General features: G+C 69.8%; 20 protein-coding genes and 1 pseudogene. 8 read left to right on the plus strand and 13 right to left on the minus strand.

Going from position 1 to position 22,082, the window contains the following annotated elements; genetic code table 11:
- Nucleotides 1-353: 353 nt before the first annotated feature.
- Nucleotides 354-1,061, minus strand: a complete 708-nt coding sequence (locus ACFY0I_RS39275; protein WP_388904578.1) for a hypothetical protein — start codon at nucleotides 1,059-1,061, stop codon at nucleotides 354-356.
- 394 nt (nucleotides 1,062-1,455) lie between these two features.
- On the opposite strand from ACFY0I_RS39275, the gene ACFY0I_RS39280 reads away from it, so the two are divergent.
- Complete coding sequence (locus ACFY0I_RS39280) at nucleotides 1,456-2,064, plus strand: hypothetical protein (RefSeq protein WP_388904579.1); 609 nt, start codon at nucleotides 1,456-1,458, stop codon at nucleotides 2,062-2,064.
- Between the two features lie 241 nt (nucleotides 2,065-2,305).
- On the opposite strand, the gene ACFY0I_RS39285 is transcribed toward ACFY0I_RS39280, so the two are convergent.
- Nucleotides 2,306-2,785 (minus strand): hypothetical protein, encoded by a 480-nt coding sequence (locus ACFY0I_RS39285; RefSeq protein ID WP_388904580.1) that lies wholly within the window; start codon nucleotides 2,783-2,785, stop codon nucleotides 2,306-2,308.
- 319 nt (nucleotides 2,786-3,104) lie between these two features.
- Between ACFY0I_RS39285 and ACFY0I_RS39290 the strand changes: the two genes are divergently transcribed.
- From ACFY0I_RS39290 to ACFY0I_RS39305, 4 genes are all read left to right on the plus strand, one after another.
- Entirely contained in the window at nucleotides 3,105-3,512 is a 408-nt protein-coding gene (locus ACFY0I_RS39290; RefSeq protein WP_388904581.1) for a hypothetical protein, read from the plus strand.
- A gap of 73 nt (nucleotides 3,513-3,585) precedes the next feature.
- Nucleotides 3,586-5,556, plus strand: coding sequence for a hypothetical protein (locus ACFY0I_RS39295; protein WP_388904582.1), 1,971 nt, complete (start codon nucleotides 3,586-3,588; stop codon nucleotides 5,554-5,556).
- A gap of 258 nt (nucleotides 5,557-5,814) precedes the next feature.
- Nucleotides 5,815-5,946 carry a hypothetical protein gene (locus ACFY0I_RS39300; RefSeq protein ID WP_388904583.1) on the plus strand — a complete coding sequence of 44 codons (132 nt, stop codon included), beginning with the start codon at nucleotides 5,815-5,817 and terminating at the stop codon, nucleotides 5,944-5,946.
- A gap of 564 nt (nucleotides 5,947-6,510) precedes the next feature.
- Nucleotides 6,511-7,656: a hypothetical protein gene (locus tag ACFY0I_RS39305; RefSeq protein WP_388904584.1), complete on the plus strand. Its 1,146-nt coding sequence runs from the start codon at nucleotides 6,511-6,513 to the stop codon at nucleotides 7,654-7,656.
- A gap of 18 nt (nucleotides 7,657-7,674) precedes the next feature.
- Here ACFY0I_RS39305 and ACFY0I_RS39310 read toward each other — a convergent pair.
- From ACFY0I_RS39310 to ACFY0I_RS39335, 6 genes and pseudogenes are all read right to left on the minus strand, one after another.
- Nucleotides 7,675-8,546 (minus strand): IS5 family transposase gene (locus tag ACFY0I_RS39310; protein ID WP_388904585.1). Its coding sequence is split into 2 segments (ribosomal slippage): nucleotides 7,675-8,216 and nucleotides 8,216-8,546, totalling 873 coding nucleotides; the frame shifts between segments, so codons are not numbered across the junction.
- An 80-nt stretch (nucleotides 8,547-8,626) separates the two neighbouring features.
- Entirely contained in the window at nucleotides 8,627-8,905 is a 279-nt protein-coding gene (locus tag ACFY0I_RS39315; RefSeq protein ID WP_388904587.1) for a hypothetical protein, read from the minus strand.
- A gap of 898 nt (nucleotides 8,906-9,803) precedes the next feature.
- Complete coding sequence (locus ACFY0I_RS39320) at nucleotides 9,804-10,679, minus strand: helix-turn-helix domain-containing protein (RefSeq protein ID WP_388904588.1); 876 nt, start codon at nucleotides 10,677-10,679, stop codon at nucleotides 9,804-9,806.
- Nucleotides 10,679-10,981: a hypothetical protein gene (locus tag ACFY0I_RS39325; protein ID WP_388904589.1), complete on the minus strand. Its 303-nt coding sequence runs from the start codon at nucleotides 10,979-10,981 to the stop codon at nucleotides 10,679-10,681. The genes ACFY0I_RS39320 and ACFY0I_RS39325 overlap by 1 nt, the downstream gene beginning before the upstream one ends.
- Nucleotides 10,982-11,605: 624 nt before the next feature.
- Nucleotides 11,606-11,893: pseudogene (locus ACFY0I_RS39330) on the minus strand (HNH endonuclease); the annotation flags it as partial.
- Between the two features lie 950 nt (nucleotides 11,894-12,843).
- Entirely contained in the window at nucleotides 12,844-13,425 is a 582-nt protein-coding gene (locus ACFY0I_RS39335; RefSeq protein WP_388904590.1) for a YdeI family protein, read from the minus strand.
- Between the two features lie 863 nt (nucleotides 13,426-14,288).
- Here ACFY0I_RS39335 and ACFY0I_RS39340 point away from each other — a divergent pair.
- Together ACFY0I_RS39340 and ACFY0I_RS39345 are read left to right on the plus strand one after the other, a co-directional pair.
- Entirely contained in the window at nucleotides 14,289-15,566 is a 1,278-nt protein-coding gene (locus ACFY0I_RS39340; protein ID WP_388904592.1) for a serine hydrolase domain-containing protein, read from the plus strand.
- A gap of 338 nt (nucleotides 15,567-15,904) precedes the next feature.
- On the plus strand, nucleotides 15,905-16,705 hold the full coding sequence (locus ACFY0I_RS39345; protein ID WP_388904593.1) for a DUF4239 domain-containing protein: 801 nt from the start codon (nucleotides 15,905-15,907) through the stop codon (nucleotides 16,703-16,705).
- Nucleotides 16,706-17,316: 611 nt separating this feature from the next.
- On the opposite strand, the gene ACFY0I_RS39350 is transcribed toward ACFY0I_RS39345, so the two are convergent.
- The 5 genes from ACFY0I_RS39350 to ACFY0I_RS39370 form a co-directional block, all read right to left on the minus strand.
- The gene (locus tag ACFY0I_RS39350) at nucleotides 17,317-17,697 is read right to left on the minus strand and encodes a DUF6221 family protein (protein ID WP_388904594.1); all 381 of its coding nucleotides are present in this window, start codon (nucleotides 17,695-17,697) and stop codon (nucleotides 17,317-17,319) included.
- A gap of 296 nt (nucleotides 17,698-17,993) precedes the next feature.
- On the minus strand, nucleotides 17,994-18,758 hold the full coding sequence (locus tag ACFY0I_RS39355) for an SDR family NAD(P)-dependent oxidoreductase (RefSeq protein WP_388904596.1): 765 nt from the start codon (nucleotides 18,756-18,758) through the stop codon (nucleotides 17,994-17,996).
- A gap of 57 nt (nucleotides 18,759-18,815) precedes the next feature.
- On the minus strand, nucleotides 18,816-20,180 hold the full coding sequence (locus tag ACFY0I_RS39360) for an MFS transporter (protein ID WP_388904618.1): 1,365 nt from the start codon (nucleotides 20,178-20,180) through the stop codon (nucleotides 18,816-18,818).
- Nucleotides 20,181-20,260: 80 nt separating this feature from the next.
- Nucleotides 20,261-20,845 carry a TetR/AcrR family transcriptional regulator gene (locus ACFY0I_RS39365; protein ID WP_388904597.1) on the minus strand — a complete coding sequence of 195 codons (585 nt, stop codon included), beginning with the start codon at nucleotides 20,843-20,845 and terminating at the stop codon, nucleotides 20,261-20,263.
- A 70-nt stretch (nucleotides 20,846-20,915) separates the two neighbouring features.
- Nucleotides 20,916-21,494, minus strand: coding sequence for a TetR/AcrR family transcriptional regulator (locus tag ACFY0I_RS39370; protein ID WP_388904599.1), 579 nt, complete (start codon nucleotides 21,492-21,494; stop codon nucleotides 20,916-20,918).
- Between the two features lie 91 nt (nucleotides 21,495-21,585).
- Between ACFY0I_RS39370 and ACFY0I_RS39375 the strand changes: the two genes are divergently transcribed.
- The gene (locus ACFY0I_RS39375; RefSeq protein ID WP_388904601.1) at nucleotides 21,586-22,032 is read left to right on the plus strand and encodes an anthrone oxygenase family protein; all 447 of its coding nucleotides are present in this window, start codon (nucleotides 21,586-21,588) and stop codon (nucleotides 22,030-22,032) included.
- Nucleotides 22,033-22,082: the final 50 nt, after the last annotated feature.

Genomic DNA, 22,082 nt, shown 5'->3' on the forward strand with positions numbered 1-22,082 from the left:
CCCGCGGAGCGGGACCCCAGACGCTGCGCGTCTGGGAAGGGAGCTGCTTCGCTGCGCTCAGCAGGGCCGGCTTCGCCGGCCCTGGGTCGACCCTTCGGGTCGGGGTCCTGCGCTTCGCTCCGGACGGGTTCGGGGGTCTCTCTGCGTTCGGTCCCGAACGGCCCGCTCCGCGGGCCGGGGTGACCCCGTTTCACGGGGTCCGGGGTCTATGGTCCGTTGCGGTGGGCCCGCCCCTCCCCCACACAGCCCTTCCGGCTCCGCCTCCAGGGCAGCCCGCTTCGCGGGCGCCGGCAGCATGCGCCGAGGCTGGTGGGGGCGTGCGGGTCTTTGCGATCAGCGCCCCTGATTCTCGGTCAGGAGAACTTCACGAACTTCCACTTCTGCCATTCCTCACGGACCCGGTAAGTGGCTTTCCTCTCGCTTTGGACCTTCTGGAGCTCCTCCACCCACTCACGCACCTGCGGGTCGTCGCCCTTTCCTGCCTTCGCGGCCTCATCGATCTTTTTGCTCAGTTCGCCCAGCCTTTCGAGCTGCGCCGTCCTCTGCTTCCGACCCTCCTCGGTATGGGCCCGCTCCATCATCTTCGCCTTCGGAGGGACCCCATCGTCCTTGTAGTCCAAGACACTCAGGTACAGGGGCCCGTCCGTGACGTGGGTGGACAGGAACCCATCCTCCGCCTTCCAGGTCTGGTGAGTGCTCGTGCCGAGTCCCTGCAATGTGAGGCCCCCGGCCACACGCCCGTACTGGTTCTCGTAGGTACCGAAGAGAGAGAACTTTCCATACGGCGCGAAGTGCTTCCGATGCGTCAGCAAGTTCGCCTGCCAGCCGTGCGAGTTCACCGACGTGTCGAAATACCAGCCCTGAAACTCGTTCTTCCCCGAAGGCCGCACCTCCTCCAACACCACCGACGGCGGGTCCGTACGCGTGTACTCGATGGACCCCCCATCCCGGTAGTGATCCGTCCCCACCGAAGAATCACCGCCGGGATACGCCGCCAGACACAAGCCCGACTTCTCATTCACGATGAGGAACTCACCCGAAGGAAAACCGTTGCTCGACACGAACCGCTCCTCTCACACGACTGCTCACTGACCTACCAGGCCGACAACCATCTACCGGCGGCCCGATCTTGAAGAACCGTCTGACCACCACGGGTTCACCAAAACGGTGAACCAACCAAAACGGCCAAAACCCCATACATCCGGCCGGAAAAGCATCACCCACACAGGCGAACCCCTCACAGCTCCCACACCCCAGCCACGTACACCCGGGTCGGCCACCTCATCGATGCATCAAACTGAGGTGCTGTGTAGCAAACCGGAGAACCGGGCTGCCCCTCGTTGTACCTACGTCTATCTATATAGATAGACAGCCCGGCTCGACGGAAACCTCTTACAGGGCCTCTGACCTGCCGAAACATGCGTCCAGCATGGATAGATCGGGGATGATGGCCACATGGCGCACACCATGGTCCTGGCCGTCTCCCCCCACCACCTGGAGCAGCTCGACGCACTCGTGACGTCGCATCGGGACGCCGAGGAACAGTGGATGCGGGACCAATCCGCCCGTACCGATCTACCGTTGCTGCGCGGGTCGGCACGGCGGGACGCTCAGGCCCGAATCCGGGCCGCCCGCCAGAAGCACCGGGACACCGGCCGGCACCGCCCCACGCGCGCGCTGGCCCTCGCGCCCGCCCTCCGGGTCGAGCTGGACGCACGTGGTCTCCTGCGGGACTGGGACCCGATTCCGGCCGGCGCCCCGACGTCCGGTCAGACCCTCGGCGGACGCGGACCCCACACCGGCGCAGGACTCACCGCGCGCCTGGTCGTCGCCCTGCCCGACGAACTCTGGGTACCCCTGACCCGCGGCGTCCACTGGACCAACCAGCCCCACCTACAGGCCTTGCAGACCTGGACCGACCGGTGGGGGCCCGGCCCCGCCGCCGGACACTCCACCGCCCCAGCGGAGGCCCTCGCCGAACGCGCCCGGAGCGCCGCCCACATCACCACCACCGGCGAGATCATCCGCACCGCCCTGGAGCACACCCTCCACCCCGGCCCCTGAACCCTCCTCCGGGCGACGGCCAGACTCCCCCGGCCGGGGCGGCCCCGTTCGCGCCGCAGCCAGCCGTACAGCACCTCTCGCGTGTGGCGTAGCGCATGCGGAACGGCCCCGGGCCAACGCCCGGGGCCGCTGTATCCGTCTACCCCGCTTCGGACCGGACCTGTCACGCGGTCCGGTCAACGCCCACGTCGCGCCCGGCCGGTGAGCCGGCGTACCGGCCGGGTGCTTCCGCGCGGATTCGTCAGAGAACCGCGACGGTGAACGGGACGTCCACCAGGGCGTTGGCGTGGTCGGTCGTCACGATCGTGATCGTGCGGGTCTGGCCGTTGCAGTTGGTGTTCGGAATCGCCGTGATCATGGCCCGGTTGTTGTTGACCGTGGCGAGCACCGCCGCGTCACGCAGGTTGACGGTCGGGTCGGACACCGCGACACAGTAGTAGCCCACCGGCTGCCCGTTGAACCGCGCCGCCGAGGACACGTTCTTCGTCGCCAGCAGCGTCCCGTCCCCGCCCACCCGGGCGGCGGCACGGGCGTAGGGCGCTTCCAGGTCCCGCGGGGCGGCCGTAGCGGTAGCGGTCAGGACCGGAACCGACACCAGCGCGGCGGCGGTGAGGGCAAGGATTCGAGTGCGCATCGTCGTGCCTTTCTCGGCCGCGTCCACCTGGAACGCGACCCGTGGAATGAAGCCTGCCTGTTCAAAGATCGGCAGCCACAACGGCACTGGACGGCCGCTGCACCCGATCCCGAACCAGCGTGTAACCGCCACAAAAGACCGAAAACGGCGGAACAGCTATAACGGCCAAAAACCACCCAGTACGGCCAAAACGCGCGTCACCCACACAGCCCCGCCGGGCCGGACAGAACGTTCCCCATAGGCCGGTCCCGGCACCTGCGATCTGCGTCCCGCTGCTCCTTTCAGGTGACTTGGGCGTCGCCGACTCGAACTCTGTCCATCTATCGCTGTAATGTCGTCCACATCGGAAGGGGCGGCCAGTCCCCGCCTCCCCGACAACCCGTCACCCCGAACGAAAGGCCCGACCATGACCGTCACGAACCCCGCAGAACTGATCACCCTCGCTCCGCTGACCCGCGCAGGCGCCCTCCCGGCCGTCTCCCGCGTCTCTCTGAGCGGCAAGACGATCGGCACCATCACCGACGAGGGCGGCGCCATCCCCTCCCGAGGCAGCCACCACGCCTGGAGCCTGGCCTTCGGCCCGAAGGGCTTCCACCACCACCAGGCCGACGCGGTGAAGCGCCTGGTGTCCGCGTGGCTGAACGTCGGACCGGGGCCCGTCACGCTGATGACGGCCACCGGCACCGTCCACGCCTCCCGCACCACGCCCGAGGGCACCGTGCCCACCTGCATGACCGACCGGGCCGCGCGTGAGCTGCGGGTCCTGCTCCGCAGTGGACGCGCCGTCACCTGCCGGCACTGCCCCCAGCACTGACCCGCCGGGGCCGCCCGCCACCCCGGCGGGCGGCCCCCACCCCGGACGCCAACTCCCCCAGCAGGAGCACACCATGCAGCCCACCCCCGGACTCCCGAACTCGGTCTCCATCACCGCCCTGAACCTCCGCGAGGACGCATACGCGGTCCTGTGCCTGCCCTGCGGCGGCGGAGGGGCCGCCACCACCGTGGACACACGTAGGGGCCACTGGGCCCGCCCCGACGCATGGGCCGCCGCCCAGCAGCACGCCGACCGCCACGCCCGCCGCCGCGAGGAAGTCCTCAACTCCGAACGTTGGCACCGGCAGGCCGCCGCCCTCGGATGGAGCGCCGCACAGGCCGACGTCATGTGGTGGGCCGCACGCGGCCACCTCCACCACGACCAGGCCGGCTACTACCGCATGGACCCCCACGACCCCAACGTCCGCCGAGGACGCGCCGTCGCCCGCGCCCGCGTCCACTCCCTCATCGAAGCCGGCTTCCTCGACCACGACCACGACGAGCGCGGCCCCGTCACCCCCACCCAGGACGGACACGACGCCCGCCGCGCCTGGAACCACGCCCACCCCGAACCCGCCGAGCAGGAAACCCGCCACCTGCGCCCGCTGCTCGACGGACACGAGGACACCACCCGCCGCCAAGCCCTCGCCGAACGCGCCGCCCACCGCGCCGCCGAAGAGGCCGAACCCGCCGCCCACCAGCCGTCACCCGTCGAGCCGGCGCCGGCATCCACCCCCGACCAGTGCCCCCACACGCCCGTGTGGCTGATCCTCACCGCGTCCCCGACCGGAGCACTCTCCCACCACATGGAATGCGCCTGCGGCACCACCACGACCCTCTACCCCGGCAAGTCCCCGTCCATCGACCGAGGCACCGCCACCCGCCCCACCGGCATCCGCGAAGCAAGCGTCACCACCACCACCGGGTGGGCCCGCCAGCAGGGCTACCGGACCACCGGCCCGTGGACCATCCTCGACCAGGACACCAAGCGCGCCCCGATCCGCGACGAGAACGCACCCACCCACATCCCCCTCGTCAACGACCCCAACCGACACCCCGCCACCACCCCGGCCCCCGTCGAACCGGACATCAAGCACCACCAGGACCAGGACCACGCCGACGTCGAGCAGCCGCACCAAGCCGTGCGCGCCGACGTCGAGCACCAGAACCAGGCGCACCGCGCCGAACTGTCGACCGTGCCCGGTGAAGAGGTCACCGCGGCCGGCGCGGACGTCCACGCCGCGGCTCCGGAATCCGACCCCACCACCGTCAAGCCGGCCCGTCCGGTGGAGCTCCCCGACGCCGGCCGTCGCCCGGACCGGCCCCGGACCGGGGTCGAGCACACCCCGACACGACGACGGGGCCGGCGGCCCACACCGAAGTGTGGTCAGTCCCCACCGGCCCCAACCCGTCAGCACCACCAAGGGCACGACACCGGCATTCTAGAGACCCCGCACACCCCAGACAGGAGCGCCGCCCCCGTGATCCCCCACGGCCGACCCGCCCTCACCGAGGACGACCTCGCCGCACTCGCCGGCACCTCCCTGAAAACCTGGCGCCGCAACCAGGCCGCCGCCTTCCGCGCCCGCGTGCCCCTGCTCTGCCCCGGGGACCGACTCCGCCTCTACGACCGCGAACAAACCCTCGCCCACCTCGCCGGCCGCCCCCTGCCACCCCTGCCCGACCCCGGCGACCACCCCACCGACCTCCTCACCGACCGAGAAGCCGGCGCCGTCCTCGGGATCAGCGACACCACCGTGCGCGCCTACGCCACCACCGGCCACCTCTCCCCCGGCATCGAGCTGTACGGCCGCCGCTGGTGGCCCCGCCACGAAATCACCACCCGCCGCGACGCCGGCGACCAACGCGCCGCCGCCTCGACCTCCGCCGTCCAAGCCCTCACCGACCAACTCGCCACCAACACGGTGCCCACCGCCGCCGAGCTGGCCGCACGCGACGGGATCAGCACCCGCACCGCACGCCGCCGCATCACCGCCGCACGACACCAACTCGATTCCACGGAAGACCAGCAGCACACCGGCTGACGCAGCAACACCGGTCGGTCGTACCCGGTAGGTCAGAGCCCGAGGCGACAGCCGATAAACCCACACAAACGGAATGTGTTATTCCGAAGGGATCTTCAGAGAATCGCGCGCAACGCGATATCGAAAGAGATAAGTTCGGGGATGGAGTTTCTTTTCACGAGAGGCACACACGCGTCTTTCCGTGAGGTGACCTGCGACGTCCAGGGCACCCCACGGGAGGACGCACAACCGTGTGCGCCTCACAATGAAAGGAACCCCATGAGCAAGCAACCCACCGGGGACCGTCGACGCCTGCGCCGCGCACTGCGCATCGCACGCATCCTCACCCCCGGCGTCAAGCTGCTCACCGCCTGCGCGACCCTCGCGGCCGCACTGGTGAAACTGGGCTGACACCGGCCCGGGCCTGGATAAGAGGCCCGGGACGGCAGCTCCAACGAGGCCTGCCCCGCAACAAGCGCGGCAGGCCTCACACATGCAGAAGGCAATGTCACTACATACTGAAACACGAATAAGAAACAGGCGCCTCCGCGAATCGTACAGCACTGCAACATTGCGTTCGGCGGTAAATGAATCTCGGCAATGCCGCCGACTAAGACGGAGCACCGCCACGACCCCTGTCGTGACAAATGCTGCCCATCCATCCCAGAAAGCCGCCTGAACAAGCATTGGAAAGTGGCGGCCCGGTGGTACTGCCCCCGGACACGCCGGGCACCGGGCCTCACCCGCACACGCCATATCGGTACGGGCTGCCCCAAATCCTAGGATCTGTCTGACAAATGATCACCTGCAGTCCGCCCACGTCCCGCCCGCCTCCCACCGGTCGGACCACGCATAGACGGCCTGGGCAGGTGGCTGACCGAACGCGGACGGGCGTGGAGGTGTCACGGGACGAACCGGGCCGCTGCTTACGAGGCTTCGGCGTCGGTGTCAGTGCGCTCTTCTATATTCCGGATCATGAGCGGATGGCTGCAGAACACTCAGGTGCTGGTCGAACAGGCGGCAACGTACAAAGCACTCGCCGGGCGTGGTGAGCTGCGCGAGCTGTCACGTGCGGTGATGCGGGCCGCCTGCGCGAACGGCTCGATGACGGGGGTCGGCGTCGAGAACATGGACCTGTTGCGGGCACTGCCCGACTGCGACCGTCTGGAGCTGGCTGCGTTGTGGGCCGAGTGGCACGCGCGCGTGGAGAACGACTGGACGGCTGAGGAGTTCAGGCGGGACGTCGACTACCTCCGCACGGAACTACTCATGGTTGCTTCCGGAGTGGCCCGCGGCCTGGACGGTGAGATTCTGGCCGCCGAGCGTGCGTCACAGCTCGCCGCATTGGGCGACCAGTACGTGGTCTGGTCGCATCACCGGATCTGGGAGCTGGCCGACGCGGAGCTCGCGGCCGGGCGCATACCCGGCTCGGCGGTCCTGGCCGCCTTCCGTCGTACCATGGCGGCGGCGACGCTGCCCGGATTCCGGCGCACCCAGGCGTCGGTGAACGCGGCCCAGGTCGGCCTGCGCGAGGTCATGGGGCGCTGGCCCGGTCCGCCACTCAACTCCGGGGAGGTCTGGGCCGACCAGGCGCTCAAGGACGCCGGCGTGGGTGGTGAGCCGTGGGTTCGGCTACTGTCCCACGCCGCTCCGGCGACCGCGAGCGCGCCGTCTGCGAGATGGCGACGGGATTCCCTGGCCCTGATCGAGGAGATCGGCCCGGAGGCAGTACGGGAGGCAGTACCGCGATGGTTCGAGTTGGCCGGCCTCGACCGCACGGCCCCTCTGGTGGGCCATCAGCATCTTCCGTTCGACGTGAACACCCGCTTCGACGCCCACAACTCCCATGTACTGCGCGGGCTCGCCTGGACCCTCGCTCTCGTGCCCGCCGGGCCGGACATCGTCGACGCCCTCGCCGGACTCGTCGAGACCTCTCTGGACCAGCGCTCCGGTGAGGATCCCCGAGCCCCTCATGTGGCGGAAGCGGGCGTCGTGGCACTGGCCCTCACCGCAGACCCGGCAGCGCGGTGCGAGTTGGAGACCCTGCGCAGGTGGATCCGGCACAAGGGCACTCTTCTGCGCATCGACAAAGCTCTTGATCACTTGCCAGACAAGCCCTAGGCAGTGTCCGACAAATGATCATCTGGTTGGTTCGCGGAGCCAGAGGATCAGCGTCGCCAGGGCGATTCCGGCGTGGTAGCGGTCGGCGAGCTTGTCGAACCTGGTCGCGATCGCGCGGAACTGCTTGAGGCGTGCGAAGCAGCGTTCGACCACGTTGCGGTCACGGTAGACCTCCTTGTCGAAGACTGGCGGGCGACCGCCGAGACGCCCTCGGCGCCGGCGGTTGGCGACTTGGTCGCGGCGTTCGGGGATCGTGGCGACGATTCCCCGGCGCCGCAGCAGGTCCCGGATTGCCCGGCTGGAGTAGGCCTTGTCGCCCAGGACCCGGGTCGGTGTCGTGCGCGCGCGGCCGGTGTCGGCTCGCGGAACGCGGATCCCGTCGAGGACCTGACCGAATGCGGTGGCGTCGTTGATGTTGCCGGGCGTGAGCACGATGGACAGGGGCAGGCCACGGCCGTCGACGGCGAGGTGGACCTTGGTGGTCAGCCCGCCTCGGGACCGGCCGAGGGCTTGGCACGTCTGCGAGCGGCCCGGATCTTCCAGTTCGTCCCCGCCCGCGTCCCCCTTTTGCGTGCGACGGCGGCGTGCTGGTGGGCACGGTTGACCGTCGAGTCGAAGGCGACGGTCCACTCCACCCGGCCCACCGCGTCATCACGGACCCGCACGTGCTCCAGCAGCCTGGCCCATGTGCCGTCCGCCTCCCAGCGGGCGAACCGCTCGTAGACGGTCTGCCACGGCCCATACCGCTCCGGCAGGTCACGCCACGGCGCCCCGGTCCGCAAACGCCACAGCACACCATTGACCACCTGCCGGTGATCCCGCCACGGCCGACCACGCCCGTCCACCTGCGGCAACAAGGGCTCTATCCGCTCCCACGCCGCGTCCGTCAAGTCACCTCAACCTGCCACAAGATCAATTATCAGACAGGCCCTAGCCGGCCGGCCCCGCCCACGCTCCGACGCCCGCAGGGTCAGGGGGAATCGCCCCGCCACACGTACCGGCCGCCGTCCCCGCCGGCGTCCGGTCCGGCCGGCTCGTAGTCGGAGCGACCCCCCGGGCCGTACACCCCGTGATCCGACATCAGCAGCGCCCCGCCCTCGACCTGACGCGGCGTCCAGCCGGTCACATCCAGCAACAGGCCGTCCAAGGGACCGCCGAGCAGCTCGCCGTACGCGTGCCCCTCCTCCGGTCCGACCGGATCACCCGGCTCCGACCCGTACACCCGGCGTCCCACCCACGCAGCATCCATGCCCGCAGCCTCCCACCCGACGAGGGCGACGCGGGTGGTGATGGCGCATCACCACCCGAACCCGGGCACCGGTCACGCCGTCGGTCGGGCGGCCTTCGCCCGGTTCAGGAAGGTCTCGATCGTCTCGCGCAGCACATCGGCCGCCTCGTCATCGGTCATGCGGGCAGTGTGCCCGAGGCCACCGCGGCCCCGCTCCCCCGCCCGGCCGCCAAGTCGATGCAGCGCAAGCCGCCGCCGGGATGCCACTCCATCACCGGAGCAGCACGTACGGGGAAGCCAGCTCCGCACTCGGTGCAGGAAAGGGTGAGGAGCAGAGGTCAGCCGGAGAAAGGCAGCCCACCAAGTAGGGGCGCAGCGTTCGAGACCAGGCCCAGGGGACTGTTGCCACCGCTGATCAACGGCAGTCCACCACTCTTGAGGATGTCTCCAGCGACCGGCAGGCCAATGGAAGTGTCGGGCCCGGGAACCGGGGCGGCATGGGCGGCGCCGGAGACGGCCAGGACCGGAGCGGCGAGGGCGAGAACGGCGGCAGCGCGCCGGTCCCGGCTGGCACGGTCCCGGCTCCCGTACCGCGAGAACTGCCGTCCGCACCAAGCCCCCCCCCCCCGGCGCCGTCCAGGGGCACCTGCCACGCGCGAGCAGCCACCGCGCCACGATCGAAAACCGGCGACATCGGCGACGACCCCGCCGCCGGCGGCGGGAAGTCCGGATGTCGGCGCGGCCAGACCGCAACCGTCGGCCAGCTCGCCCCCGCCATGACGGCCACCACCGCCCGCGAAAGAGATCGCACGTCACCCGCCACTCCTCCGCGAAACGCACTCCGAACGCACAAGCCGCCAGGCCCGGCCGCCGAGGATGAAGAAGTACTTCACCCTCCGGTGGCCGGGCCGGCGTCAGGTCAGCCCTTCAACCACTTCCCCGCCTGCGGGCGCTCCAGCGCCTTCAGGCGCCGCCAGGCATACACCCAGTCCTCCGTGCCCCGGATCCCGCACACCTGGAGAAAGGTCTGGCACCACTCCAGCGAGGGGATCTTGCCGAGCTTGCGGACCCGCTCCACGTTCAACGCGTCGCTGATCGTGGACCGCTTCAACAACCCCTCGCTGTTGATCTCCAAGCTGCGCATCGACGGCGCACCCGCCCACACGTGCACCGCACCGAGCATCTCCACGAAGTCCACCGGCGTCGAGATCAACAACGGATCCGGCTTCCCCGCCTGCGACAGCATCGGGCCACCCGCACGACCGCCCGCGTACCCGCGCCCGTTACGGCCGCTCGGGACCAGGGCATTCCCGATCGCGTAGCGGTCGCGGTCCGCGCCCTGCGGCAAGCGTCTACCGGTCGGGTTGTTCTCCTGGTGCGGCTGCACACGTGCCGGCAGGTCCGGGTGTCGGTTGTCTCGAATGGCTGCGAGCAACTGGCCCTTCACATGGTCGGGCGGGCGAAACGTCCCCTCCTCGATGTCCATGATGAGGCTCACGCGCATCCCGAGACGTCGGGCAAGTGCCCCCCTCGACAGACCCTTATCCTGCCGCTCCTGCTTCAGGGCAGCCCCGAAGTCGGAAGCCCGGTGGTCTTCCCTCAGCCGATCCAACGCGTTGAGGAGCTGTCGCCGATAGGCAGACGAAGGACGCACCTGTCCCGACTCGATCTCGCGGAGCCTCCGCATGCTGATCCCCGCCCGCTCCGCGAACAGCGCTGAAGGAATGCCCAGGCGGTCGAGTTCCGCGCGGAGCATGTCACCGAAGACGGAGCCGTCCTCCTCGGCTACCGCCATCAGGCGTCACCGCCGCGCAGACGCAGCCCCGGATTCCGGCGCAGGGTCTTGAGGAACGCGAGGACCGGCTCGCGCAGGATGTCCACGAGGAGCGCCGCGGCGACGGCGCCGAGCACCTCCAGGTGGTGACCGTCCACCCACATCCAGCCCAGGGGCAGGAGCACGACGAGGACGCCCAGCAGGTGGGGCGTGGCCGTGAGGCCGAAGGGACGGGGGACGGTGGGGGTGATCACGCACCCCTTGAAGACCGGCGTGGGCGACTGGAGAACCCAGCCGCGCCCCGGCATGTAAATCCACAGCATGAAGCCGCTCCTGATGAAGTGTGAGCCCGGACGGATGACACAAGGGGATTCGCAGTCCCCTGCACACCACCGACGGCGGCGGGTGCCGTCCAAGCATGGAACACCCACACCACTGCCATCAACCGACCTAGGACGCACCCGAGTTGCCCACCAACAACCGGAGTACCCACCTCCACGGTTCGCCTGTCCGGCACGCCGATCCCAGGGCACGCACGACCGTCCGCAGCTGTCCGAGAGCGTCCGAGCAGCATTCCATCCACGTGGATGGAAACGGCCCCCGCTCGCACCCGCCCGCGACAACCACACAGGTCACGGCGGCCAACCCCACATGGCGGCCGTCCGGGAGCGTCCGGGACCGTCCGGAAGCGTCCGAAGCCGTCCGAGGACCCTGTCCACGCGGCCCCTACTAGTTCATGGTTGTCCGAGAGTCGCTCCATAGCCCGGACGGCTTCACGGGGTCCCGTTCGCAGCGGATCACCCCACTGTCGTGACGCAGATCACAGACTTGTACGTGTGGCCCGTGTCCTCGGACACGGGCCACACGCATGCCACGGCACAGCACGGGCTCCGGACATGACGGAGGGCCGCCCTCCCACCCGGCAGGAGAACGGCCCTCGACCAGACCTACGGGGCGGGGGTGTAGGTGACGGTGTTCCCGCCGCAGCCGGCCGCGATGTGCAGCAGTGTGTCCTCCTCCAACTCGTCGACCGCCAGGCCCCAGCGGAGCTTCGTCGCGGTCCACTCGGATGCGTACCGGCACAGTGCCTCCGACGACGACGGCAACCACTCGGCCGGATCCTGATCCGACTTCTGCCGGTTCGAACGAGCCGTCACCGCGACCAGAGACGTCTCCTGACCCAAGTCGTTCGCGTACGCCTCCCGCCTCTGCGCGGTCCACGAACTGGCGCCAGCTGGCGGGGAGCGCTATTCGAAGCGTGCGGTATTCCCCCGATGTCGGTACGACTCCCCTGGGCGACGACGTCGGTGTCTGGGAGGGCCGGGAGCGCGCGCCCCACGAAGCCAGGCATCAAGTTGACGATGTCTCTCGGGAAGGCGTTGGGGTCCAGAGTCGACTCGAAGCTCGCGGGACGGTTCAATGCCTGGGTGGTGAACTGGGCACGGATGTACGACTGTCACTCTGACGTAGATCGCGTCCCTGAGCTTCTCGCTCGGGTGGAGCGTGAGTACGACTCGGAAGCGTGGACGGAGCTGGGACACCGGCTGATCCTCGAGCATGACCTGCTGTCGCCCGCCATCATCGCTGCCCTGCCCTTGCTGGTGCGCCTCGCATCGGGGAACAGGGAGGCACGCCACCTAGCCGGCGAGATCATGGAGCGTGCGGCGAGCCACCATGGCAGCGACGAACTACTGGATGAGAGCGCCGACGTGATCGCCAAGTTCGGCGCTCTCCTGGACCGGCAACGCCACGCAGGAGGGGCGACGGAGGCACGAGGACGTACTCGCGTCCCATGGCACTGGCTTGGGTGTTGCCGTACATGGTGACCTCACCGTCCGACCAGCGGACGAAGAGGCCAGGTTCCGTTGCCCTGGGCGGTGGACACGACTGATTCGTTCTGTACTCCTCCCGCTCTGACGTCGGTATAGACGCTGACCTTTCCGCTGGCCCAGATCACCATCAGGTCATGGTTGGGGGTCGTGTCGTTGCTGTCGCCGTCGAAGTCGCCGCCGGTGATCAGCGCCGCCGACTGAGTTTTGCCAGGCCTCGCACGTATTCGACTTTGCGTCGGGCGCGGCGATCCCGGCGAGGTTCTGCGATGAATCCGGCCGCCCGCGCGGGTGCGTTATCCGCCGAGGGCCCTTCTGGGCGGGTGTCGGGCCCGCTGGACCCCCAGGGCGGTTGATCATGATGGCCGCTCGGACCTCGCCATCGTCGCCACCATCCGCTCCAGGCGGGCCAGCCGGGTCTTCTCGGTGCGGGCGGTGACCAGGGCGAGATACAGGGCGAACTGGTGGGACTTGCCGAGCGTTTCGTAGAACGCCCGCGCCGTCGGGTTCGCGTCGAGCGCCTCGACGAGATCCGGCGGTGCGGTGGCGTTCTTCTGCGAGGCGTATGCCGTCGCCCAGCGACCGTCCGCCCGTGCCGCCTCGACCTCGGCGAGGCCGCGGGGGCGCATCCGTCCCTCGGCGATCAGGGCCTCGGCCTTGTCGACGTTCACCTGCGACCAGGGCGATCGGGGGCGGCGGGGTGTCGTGCGCTGCAGGAAGTACGTGTCATCGAAGCCGTGCCGCAGACCGTCGATCCAGCCGAAGCAGAGCACCGTGTCGACCATCTCTTCCCAGGTGAGCGACGGGATGCCGGTATGCTTCTTGGCGATCTTCACCCAGAGCGCGGTCCGCTCCCCGTGATGCTCGTCGAGCCATGCCTCCAACTCGGCCGGGCTCGCGGGGACAAGAATCTCGACGCCGTCCTCATATTTCTGCATGACCGCAGGCTAGAGGCCATATAGGACAGATTCTGACCTACGATAAGGCGTCTATCAGCGCTCCGTTCACCCCATGCGCTGGTCAGACCTCGCCTCGCCAGGAGCCGGCCTCGCGGCCGCGGTTCTCGATGGACTCCTTGAACCCCTTCGACTCGACCCCAGCTCGTCTCGCTCGCCAAAGCTGGGCGTCGCCGGGGCCCGGTAGAGCGGCACCGTCCCGCCGGACGGGACCCACGCACGCACACGCCTCGGAGTCTTCGGCTTCATCCCTGGACACCACCCTGGCCAAGGATGAAGCCGACCCGTTCACGGAGCGCCCGGCAGGAACCAGACTCCCGTCCATCACCAGATCGACCAACCGCCGGCTGTGGCGCAGCACGGTCGCCGCCACAGCGGCAGGTGGCGCCCAGCAGCAGCGCTGCCTGTCCCACCCGCTCGCACAGGGCAAGGCCGACGGCGCCCAGCCGCACCCGTACGGCGTCGAGGCCGCGCTCGTTGCCAGAAGCTCCGGGCGCCGGGCGCCGGGCGCCGGGCGCTGTCGCGGCCCCGGCCCGGGGCGCCGGCATCCAGCGGTCGGCCACGGTGCCCTCCTCGCCGCAGATGACAGGTCCTCACCATGTCGGAACACGAAGGCGTTCTCCGGGGGTCGCAGATCAGCGGAGTACAGGTACCAGGGCAGTTGTCGTGCTTTCGGCGGAGATCTCAAAGCGCGTCACTACCAGACCGTCACCAACCCAGGTGAGGTTCGCCACTCTGATGGCCGTGACCTGGATGCGCACCTCCGCCCCACCCGTGACGCTGGCGAGAAGGCCGGATTCTCGTTCGCCGGGGACCGGAGAGATCAGCACGGGAGCCGTGGACCCATGGGCCGGTACAGAGGACGCTCGCTCGGTGCCTTGGTCCTGCTCGGAGTCCTGGCAGTGTCGGCCTGCCAGTCGTCGCACGCCGGCGTCGCGGTGTCGGGCAGCAGCGACAGTGGCACTCTGGACGCGCAGACCGAAGCGAAGGTTGAGCAGATCGTCCGCCGGTTCAAGGACACGAACCGCACTCCGGGGGTTCTGGTCGGCATCTGGAGCCCGAAGGGGACCTTCGTCAGTGCCACTGGCGTCGCCGACCTCGCGACGGGGGCGCCGCTCCGTACGGACATGCAGTTCAAGATCGCGAGCCAGACCAAGACGTTCACGGCCAACCTCGTCCTGCAGCTGGTGGGCGAGGGGAAGGTCGCCCTGGAGGACCACATCTCCCAGTGGGTGGCAGGTGTCCCCAACGGGGACCGGATCACGATCCGTCAGCTCCTCAACCACACCAGCGGCCTCGCCGACGGTTTCACCTCGCCCACCGTCCAGGGGAAGATCCCCACCGGCTGCACCGTCGCGGAACTCCTCGCGGCCGAGGCGGAATTCCCCCCTGTCGCGGCTCCCGGCGCCAAGTGGTCGTACAGCAACTACGGTTACAACCTGCTCGGCCGCGTCGTGGAACTGGCCGGCGGCCAAGACCTGAGCACCGCGGTACAGCAGCGCATCGCCCGGCCCCTCGGACTCCACCGCACCCTGCTCCCCACATCGGGCAACGGCCTCACCCCGCCCTTCACCCACGGCTACGGACTGGGCGACGTGGGCCCCGCCCAGGCACCCACCGCCGCCGATGACGCGACAGCCATCCCGGCATCGTGCCTCTGGGCCCACGGAGCCATGGTCTCCACGCTCTCGGACATGCGGATCTGGTCCCGCGCCCTGGCGACCGGTGCACTGCTCAAGCCTGCCGTCTGGGCCGAAGCGACCAAGAACCCGATCCCCTTCGTCTTCACGGGGAACTACAACGGGCCCGGCAAGTGGCGCTACGGACTGGGCTTCGTCGAGTCCGGCGGATTCATCGGCGGCGAAGGCAGCTTCGCCGGCTACGAGTCCACCACCATGTACTCACCCACGCTCCGGACGGCGATCGAGGTCGTCTCCACCAAGAACCCCAACGCCATCACCCCTCCCCCGGCATTCCAGGCCCTCGCCATGGCGGTCCACGGCACCGGCCTCGGCTTCGGCCTCACGCCCGAACAGGCGCTCGCGCCCACGTTCACCGGAGCAGCAGGGGCGATCTCTCGGTTTCGTGTCAGCGCGCCCACCTGGACGGATACCGCCCCGTGACGGTGGAATCGCCCCCATCTCCCACATCCGTGACAGTGAGCCCCAACCCGGAAACCCACACTGACCCACGCAAACGCACAGCCCCTCACTGTCCCTCACTCCGTTGTCACGCAACCGAGAGATCGCAGCCCGCATGGCGACCCCGCTGGGCCGGCGTCCGCCCGGGTCAGGGGAAAGCGCCCCGCCGACCGAACCGACCAGCGCCCCGCCACCCCACGGCGTCCGTTTCGTCTGCGGGCGAGAGCGGGGGCATCCGCGGCCGCGGAGGACGCGTTCGGGGGGCTGGCGGGGTGGGTCCCGGGCGGGACCTGCGGGCGGGGTTGGTCGTTGGGCAGGGCATGATCCTCTGGCTGCTCAACTGCCTCAGTACCTTCTCCCTGGGTGTCGTCCTCGTCGGTGGTTTCATCGCCCTCGCGATCGGCGGCAGCCTGGCCATGCGCCGCAGGTTCCCGCGCCTCGCGGACGGCGAGCACAACGAGATGGTCGGTGTGGCCCTGGGGATGTTCGGCGCGATCTACGGGATCATCCTGGCATTCGTCATCGTCACCCTGTGGACGCAACGGGAGAACACCCAGAGCATCGTCGCGGGTGAGGCCACCGACCTGGCGCTGGTCGTCCGCAGCGCGGAGGCTTTCCCGCCGGCCGCACGCGCCCGTGTGGACCAGGCGGTGGGGGAATACGTGCACGCCGTCGTCGAAATCCAGTGGCCCCTCATGCGCGAAGGGCGCCCCAGCTACGAAGCCACCGCCGAGCAGACCCACGGCCTGTACACGGCGCTCCAGGCCTACGAGCCCGTCGGGACCCGCAGCGAGGTCTTCTACGCGGAAGCCGCAGGTCGCCTCAACGACGCCGCCGCGCAGCGGCGGGCGCGGGTGACCATGGCCGAGACATCACTGCCTCCGCTGCTACAGACACTCGTGTACGGAGGCGCGCTGGTGATCCTCCCCCTCACCTTCCTCTTCGGACTGCGGAGCCTGCGGATGCAGCTGGTCTTCGTAGCGGCCGTGGCCGGGCTGATCGGCTTCAGCCTGCTGCTGGTGGTCGCGCTCGACCGGCCATTCGCCGGAGACCTCAGCGTCAGCCCGGCACCCTACAAAGAGGCCGCGTTGGCGCAGTTCTGGCCGCAGGCCAAAGAATGAAGCAAGCCTCCTTCTGTCCCCCGCTCCACGATGACCGCTGCGGACGTTCACACACCGGCTCCCTCCCTTGTGCAGTAGGTGGTCTTCACATTTTTCCACTGGGTCAGGCGCCTCCGGCGTCCCCGCGGCTTCGACGAGCAGGGCTCTGTACGCGACGGTAGTGGCGGCTGCATCGGTGCGTACGTCGGCGCGTCGCTCGCGCGTGCCACAGCGGCTTCGTCGTCCGGGGATGCGGCCCCGGACCGAATGGTCCCTGCTCCCGGGCAAGGAGTTCGGCAAGCCCACGGCGGGTGGCTTCCGCTGCGATCCTGCCCAAGGCACCTGAGGCCCGGTGAACCGGCAGGTCGCCACCATGATCCCGCTGGGCAGTCCACCGCCTTCCGGAGCGTCCGGTCGTGGAGGTCGAGCAGTTCGAAGCCCGCCCCTGCCGGCAAGTGTTCGAGCTCCTCGGGCGCGAGCATCCTGAACCGGGCGAAATCCTCCGCCGCGGGCTCACCCGCCTCGTCGTGCCAGGAGCGCCTGCGGTACAGGAGCTGGCCACCTGGTCCGATCTCGTGAACCACGGTCCCAGTTGCGGTTCGCTGAGGGCTGTCCCGTAGACGATCTCCGCCTCACAGGCGTCGGGGGTAGTCAGGGTGATCGGCGTAAGGTGACGCGAGGTCGAGCAGGTCATCGCATGGCCAGCTCTCGCCGTCGTACTGGCAGTCATCGCGGTTGTCCCACGGTAGTTCAGGGTCGCCCGTGGCAGGGCTGAGCACATGTCGGGCGAGCACGCGCCGCTTGGCCTCAACCTCCCGCAGGACGCGAGCCGGGTCGTGCATCGCGACGTGCAGGGCAATCTTGGAATGGAAGCCGGAGAGTTCTCCTTGGCAGAAGTCGACCGTGTGCCCGTCAGCGGTCCATTCCCCACAGCCGTCACCGTCGCACCGTCGGGCCAGGTCGGCCTCCTCGTCCAGCCGTGCGTGGAGGAACGTCGCAAGGTCTTGACTCATGGGGTCATCCTGGACGATGCGCCAGGCCCGGTCGCCTGATTTCCATGCTGTGGTCAGGACCCGGCCGGCAGCCGAACAGTGAAATGATCTTGCTGTGGCTGGTGTGATCACGGCGTCCGAGCCGTCCTGGATGGCCCGCCGGATAGGCGAGCAGGTCGCACGGCGGCCGGCCATGCCCGAGGCGTCTCGGAGATCATTTACGGGACAGCCCTTGGATTCCGTTCCGGGTCAGCGGACCGCCCGACGCCGGGCCTCCCGTGCCGGCGTGAGGGCGGCGCGGGAGGCGGTGGGGGCGGTCAGGCGGAGGAGCCGCCGTCGATGACGAGGTCGGTGCCGACGGTGGAAGCGGCGTCCGGTGAGGCCAGGTAGAGGACTGCTGCGGCGACCTCCGCGGTGGACGAGATGCGGCCGAGAGGGACTTCGCCCTTGATCCGGGTGGCGCGGTCGGCGTCGGTCTCCCCCGGTCGCAGCGACATGGTGGTGGCGGCCGGGCCGGGGCTGACCGCGTTGATGCGGATGCCGTCGGCGATGTGGTCCAGGGCGGCGGCCCGGGTCAGGGCGGTGACGGCGGCCTTGGTGGCGATGTAGCCAGCGGCGCCCGGGATGCGGGTGTGCGTACCGAGGTTGGAGGAGATGTTGACTATCACGCCGCCGGTGGGCTGGTCGCGCATCCGGGCGACTTCGGCCTGGAGGCTGAGGAGTACGCCGGTGACGTTGGTGTCGAGGAGGGTGCGCCAGTCCTCCTCGGGGAGGTCGGCGATGGGTGCGCCGCCGCGGAAGACGCCGGCGTTGTTGACGGCGACGTCCAGGCTGCCGAAGTGTTCGACGGTGCGGCGCACCAAGGCCTTGACGTCATCGGAGCGGGTCACGTCGGCGGTGACCGCGGCTGCCGTGCCGCCGGCCTTCTCGATCAGGGCGACCGTCTCGTCGAGGGGTTCGGCGGTGCGCCCGGCGGCGACCACCGAGGCTCCTTCGGCGGCGAAGGCGAGCGCGATGGCCCGGCCGATGCCGGAGCCTGCGCCGGTGACGAGGACGGTCTTGTCGGTGAAGCGTGCGTTCATGGTGTGACTTCCTTCGTTGGTGCGCGACTGGTTGGTGCGCGGTTGGTTGGTGTGCGGTTATGCGGTGCGGGTGCTGAGGAAGGCGGCGGCGGCGAGAGCGGCTGCCGCCGCGGCGAGTGAGGTGGTGTCGGAGCCGAGGGTGAGGAGGGCGGCGAGTACGACGGTCGGGCCCAGTTCCATCGCGGTGTTCATGACGCCGCCCGCGAGCCCGGTCTGTTGCGGCTCCACCCCGTCGGTCGCGAGGACGGCGGCTCCCGCGAATCCGGCGGCCGCTCCCGCCGGCAGCAGGAGCAGGCCGGGGAGGAGTCCGTACGCGTACGAGCCCTGCGGGGCCAGGCCGGTGAGCGCGAGCAGTGCGAGGCCGGTCGCGGCGAGCGCCAGCCCGGAGGCGGTGAGGGTCGGCGCCCCGTACCGGGCGATGAGCGGGCCTGCCGCACGGCCCGAGGCGAGCAGTGCCACCGCGAACGGAACGAAGGCGGCGGAGGTCTGCATCGCCGACCAGCCGCGGTCCTGCTGGAGGTGGAGCGAGAGGAGGACGAACGTCATGGCCGTCCCGGCGGCGGTCAGGCCGATGGTGGCGAGCGCGAGCGCCCGGCGGCGGTCCCGGAGGAAGCCGAGGGGGAGCAGGGGGTCCGGGGCGCGGCGCTCGGCGATCAGGAACAGGATGAGGAGCGCGGTCCCGGCGAGGAGGGGGATCAGGACTGCCGCGGATCCCCAGGGGTGGGCGTCGGTGAGGACGAGGCCGTAGCCGGCCAGTGTGATCCCGCCGGTGGCGAGCAGTGCACCCGGCAGATCCAGGGAACGGCCCGCGCCGGCCGGGGTGGCGGGCAGCAGCCTCGGCGCGAGGACGAGAGCGAACGCGGCCACGGCCAGCGGGACGGCGAGGGTCAGGCGCCAGGACGCGAGGGCCGAGATGACGCCGGAGAGCAGGTTCCCCGCGGTCGCGCCGATGACCGAGAGGCCGCCCCAGGTGGCCATCGCCCTTTCGTATGCGGGGGATCGGGGGAAGACCGCGCGCAGTACGGCCATGGCGGCGGGTGCGGTGAGCGCGGCGCCGGCCCCTTGCGCGAAGCGGGCGGTGAGGAGTGTCTGCGGCCCCGGGGCGAGCAGCGCGGCGAGGGACGCGGCGGCGAACACGAGCAGCCCGGCACGCAGGGCGCGACGCCCGCCGAATCGGTCGGCGACGCGGCCGCCGAACAGCAGCAGCCCGGAGAAGGTCAGCCCGTAGGCGGCGCTGAGGAGGATCAAGTCGTCCCGGTCGAGGGCGTATTCGCGGCCGAGCCGGGGCAGCGGTACGACGAGCGCGGTGAGCGTGAAGATCAGTGACATCTGTACGGTGCCGAGCAGCGCGAAGGCGGGGCCGGGCGCGGGGCCGGGCACTGGCCCCGTTGTGGCTTCGGTCGTGCTGGTGCAGCCCTGCATGGCGGTCATTCCTCCCCCTCATATTTGACCGAACGTTCCATAATGCGGCCATGTCGAAGACCCCCTCGCGGGGGAGACGGTCAGTCCAGCAGCCCCAGCGCCTGCTCGGCGGCGTCCCGCACCCGGCCCGGGTCGTTCGACGCCTTGCCGACCACCCGCAGGCCCTGCATCAGTACGAGCAGCATCCGCGCGAGCCCGCGCGGATCGCGACCCTCGGGCAGTTCGCCCTGAGCGCGGGCCCGTACCAGCGCCGAGTGCAGCAGGGTTTCGACGTGGTCCCAGCTCGCCTCGACCCGGCGGGCCGCCGCCGCGTCGTGCGCGCCGAGCTCGGCGGCCGTATTGGTGACGAAGCACCCCTGCAATCGCCGGTCATCGGCGTTCGCCTCGGCGGCGAAGCGCCGCACCAGCGCACGCACGGCGGGCAGCGCGGGACCCGGCCGGGACAGTTCGCCCAGCAGGCTCGAGTCACGGTTCTCGTTGTACCGGTCCAGCGCCTTGAGGTACAGGTCGTGCTTGTTGCCGAACGTGGCGTAGATGCTGGCGCGCCCGATGCCGAGGTGCTCGACGAGGTCCGCCATCGAGGTCGCCTCGTAGCCGCGCCGCCAGAACAGCTCCAGGGCTGCCTGCAACGCGGCTTCGGGGTCGAATTCCTTCGTTCTGGCCACGCTCGAACTCTAAGTGATATTGAAACGATCGGTCAAATATTTTCGGGGGTCCACCACGAGGGGCGGCGGGTCAGAGCACGGCGAGCCGGTCCACGAGAAGCTCCACCCTCCGCCCGGCGTCCTCCGGCGGCAGCCGTCCGGCTCTGGCCAGGGTCGCCAGCCCGTGCAGGGACGCCCAGAACACCTCGGTGAACAGCCCCGGATGGACACCGTCCCCGGCGACCTCTTCGAGGGTCTCCAGCAGAGCGGCGAAGGCGTCCTTCAGCGGCTCCGGGGTGTCCTCCCGGGCGAAGGCCAGACCGCCGTCGAGCTGGAAGATGGCGTCGTAGAGCGCCGGGTTGCGCGCGGCGAAGTCGAGGTAGGCGTAGGCCAGGGCGGCAACGCGCTCGCGCGTGCCGTCCGCGGCGGAGGCCGCGGCCCGCACCGCCGCGGCCAACTCGGCGGCGCCCTCCAGGGCGACGGCGCCGATGATCTCCCGTTTGCCGCGGAAATGGCTGTAGAGAACCGGCTGGCTGTATTCGATGCGCTCGGCGAGCCGGCGGGTGGTGACCGCGTCCCAGCCCTGCCGCTCGGCGAGTTCGCGGGCCGTCGCCACGATGAGGCGCTCGCGGTCCGCCCGTTCGCGTGCCTTGCGTTCCTGTACCGACATGATTCGATCCTAGCACCGCTAGACAACCGAGCGGCAGTAGGGCTAGCGTTGCCCCATCAGCTAGCAACGCTAGATTCCAGGAGGGGTCGTCATGCTCAACGCACTTGAGGTCATCACCACCGTGGTCGTCGGCGTGATGGTGGGAGTGGAGTTCGCCGTCGCCTTCGTCATCAACCCGATCCTCAAGGCCCTGCCCGAGGACAGCGGCCAACTCGGCCGCGCCCACGGCGGCCGGATGCTCGGCGCCCTGATGCCGGTCTGGTACATCGGCTCGCTCGTCCTCGCCTCGATCTGGGCCATCGCCGGATGGGACCGCCCCGGCGCCGGCCTGGTCGTCACCGCCGGCGCGCTGCTGATCCTCAGCGTGGTCATGTCGCTCCTGCTGCTCGTCCCGATCAACAACCGGAGCAAGACGTGGACCCCGGAGAACCGGCCCGCGGACTGGAAGGAGCAGTCGAACCGCTGGGACCGCTGGCACTACGTCCGCGTCGCCGTCATCATCGGCGCCTTCACCCTGCTGGTCACCGCCCTGGCGTGACCTCACGAGGCGGCTACGCGCCGGCCCCACGAACGGGCGTCGGCCGCCGC

The organism is Streptomyces sp. NPDC001568 (genome assembly GCF_042893755.1).
Lineage (GTDB): Bacteria > Actinomycetota > Actinomycetes > Streptomycetales > Streptomycetaceae > Streptomyces.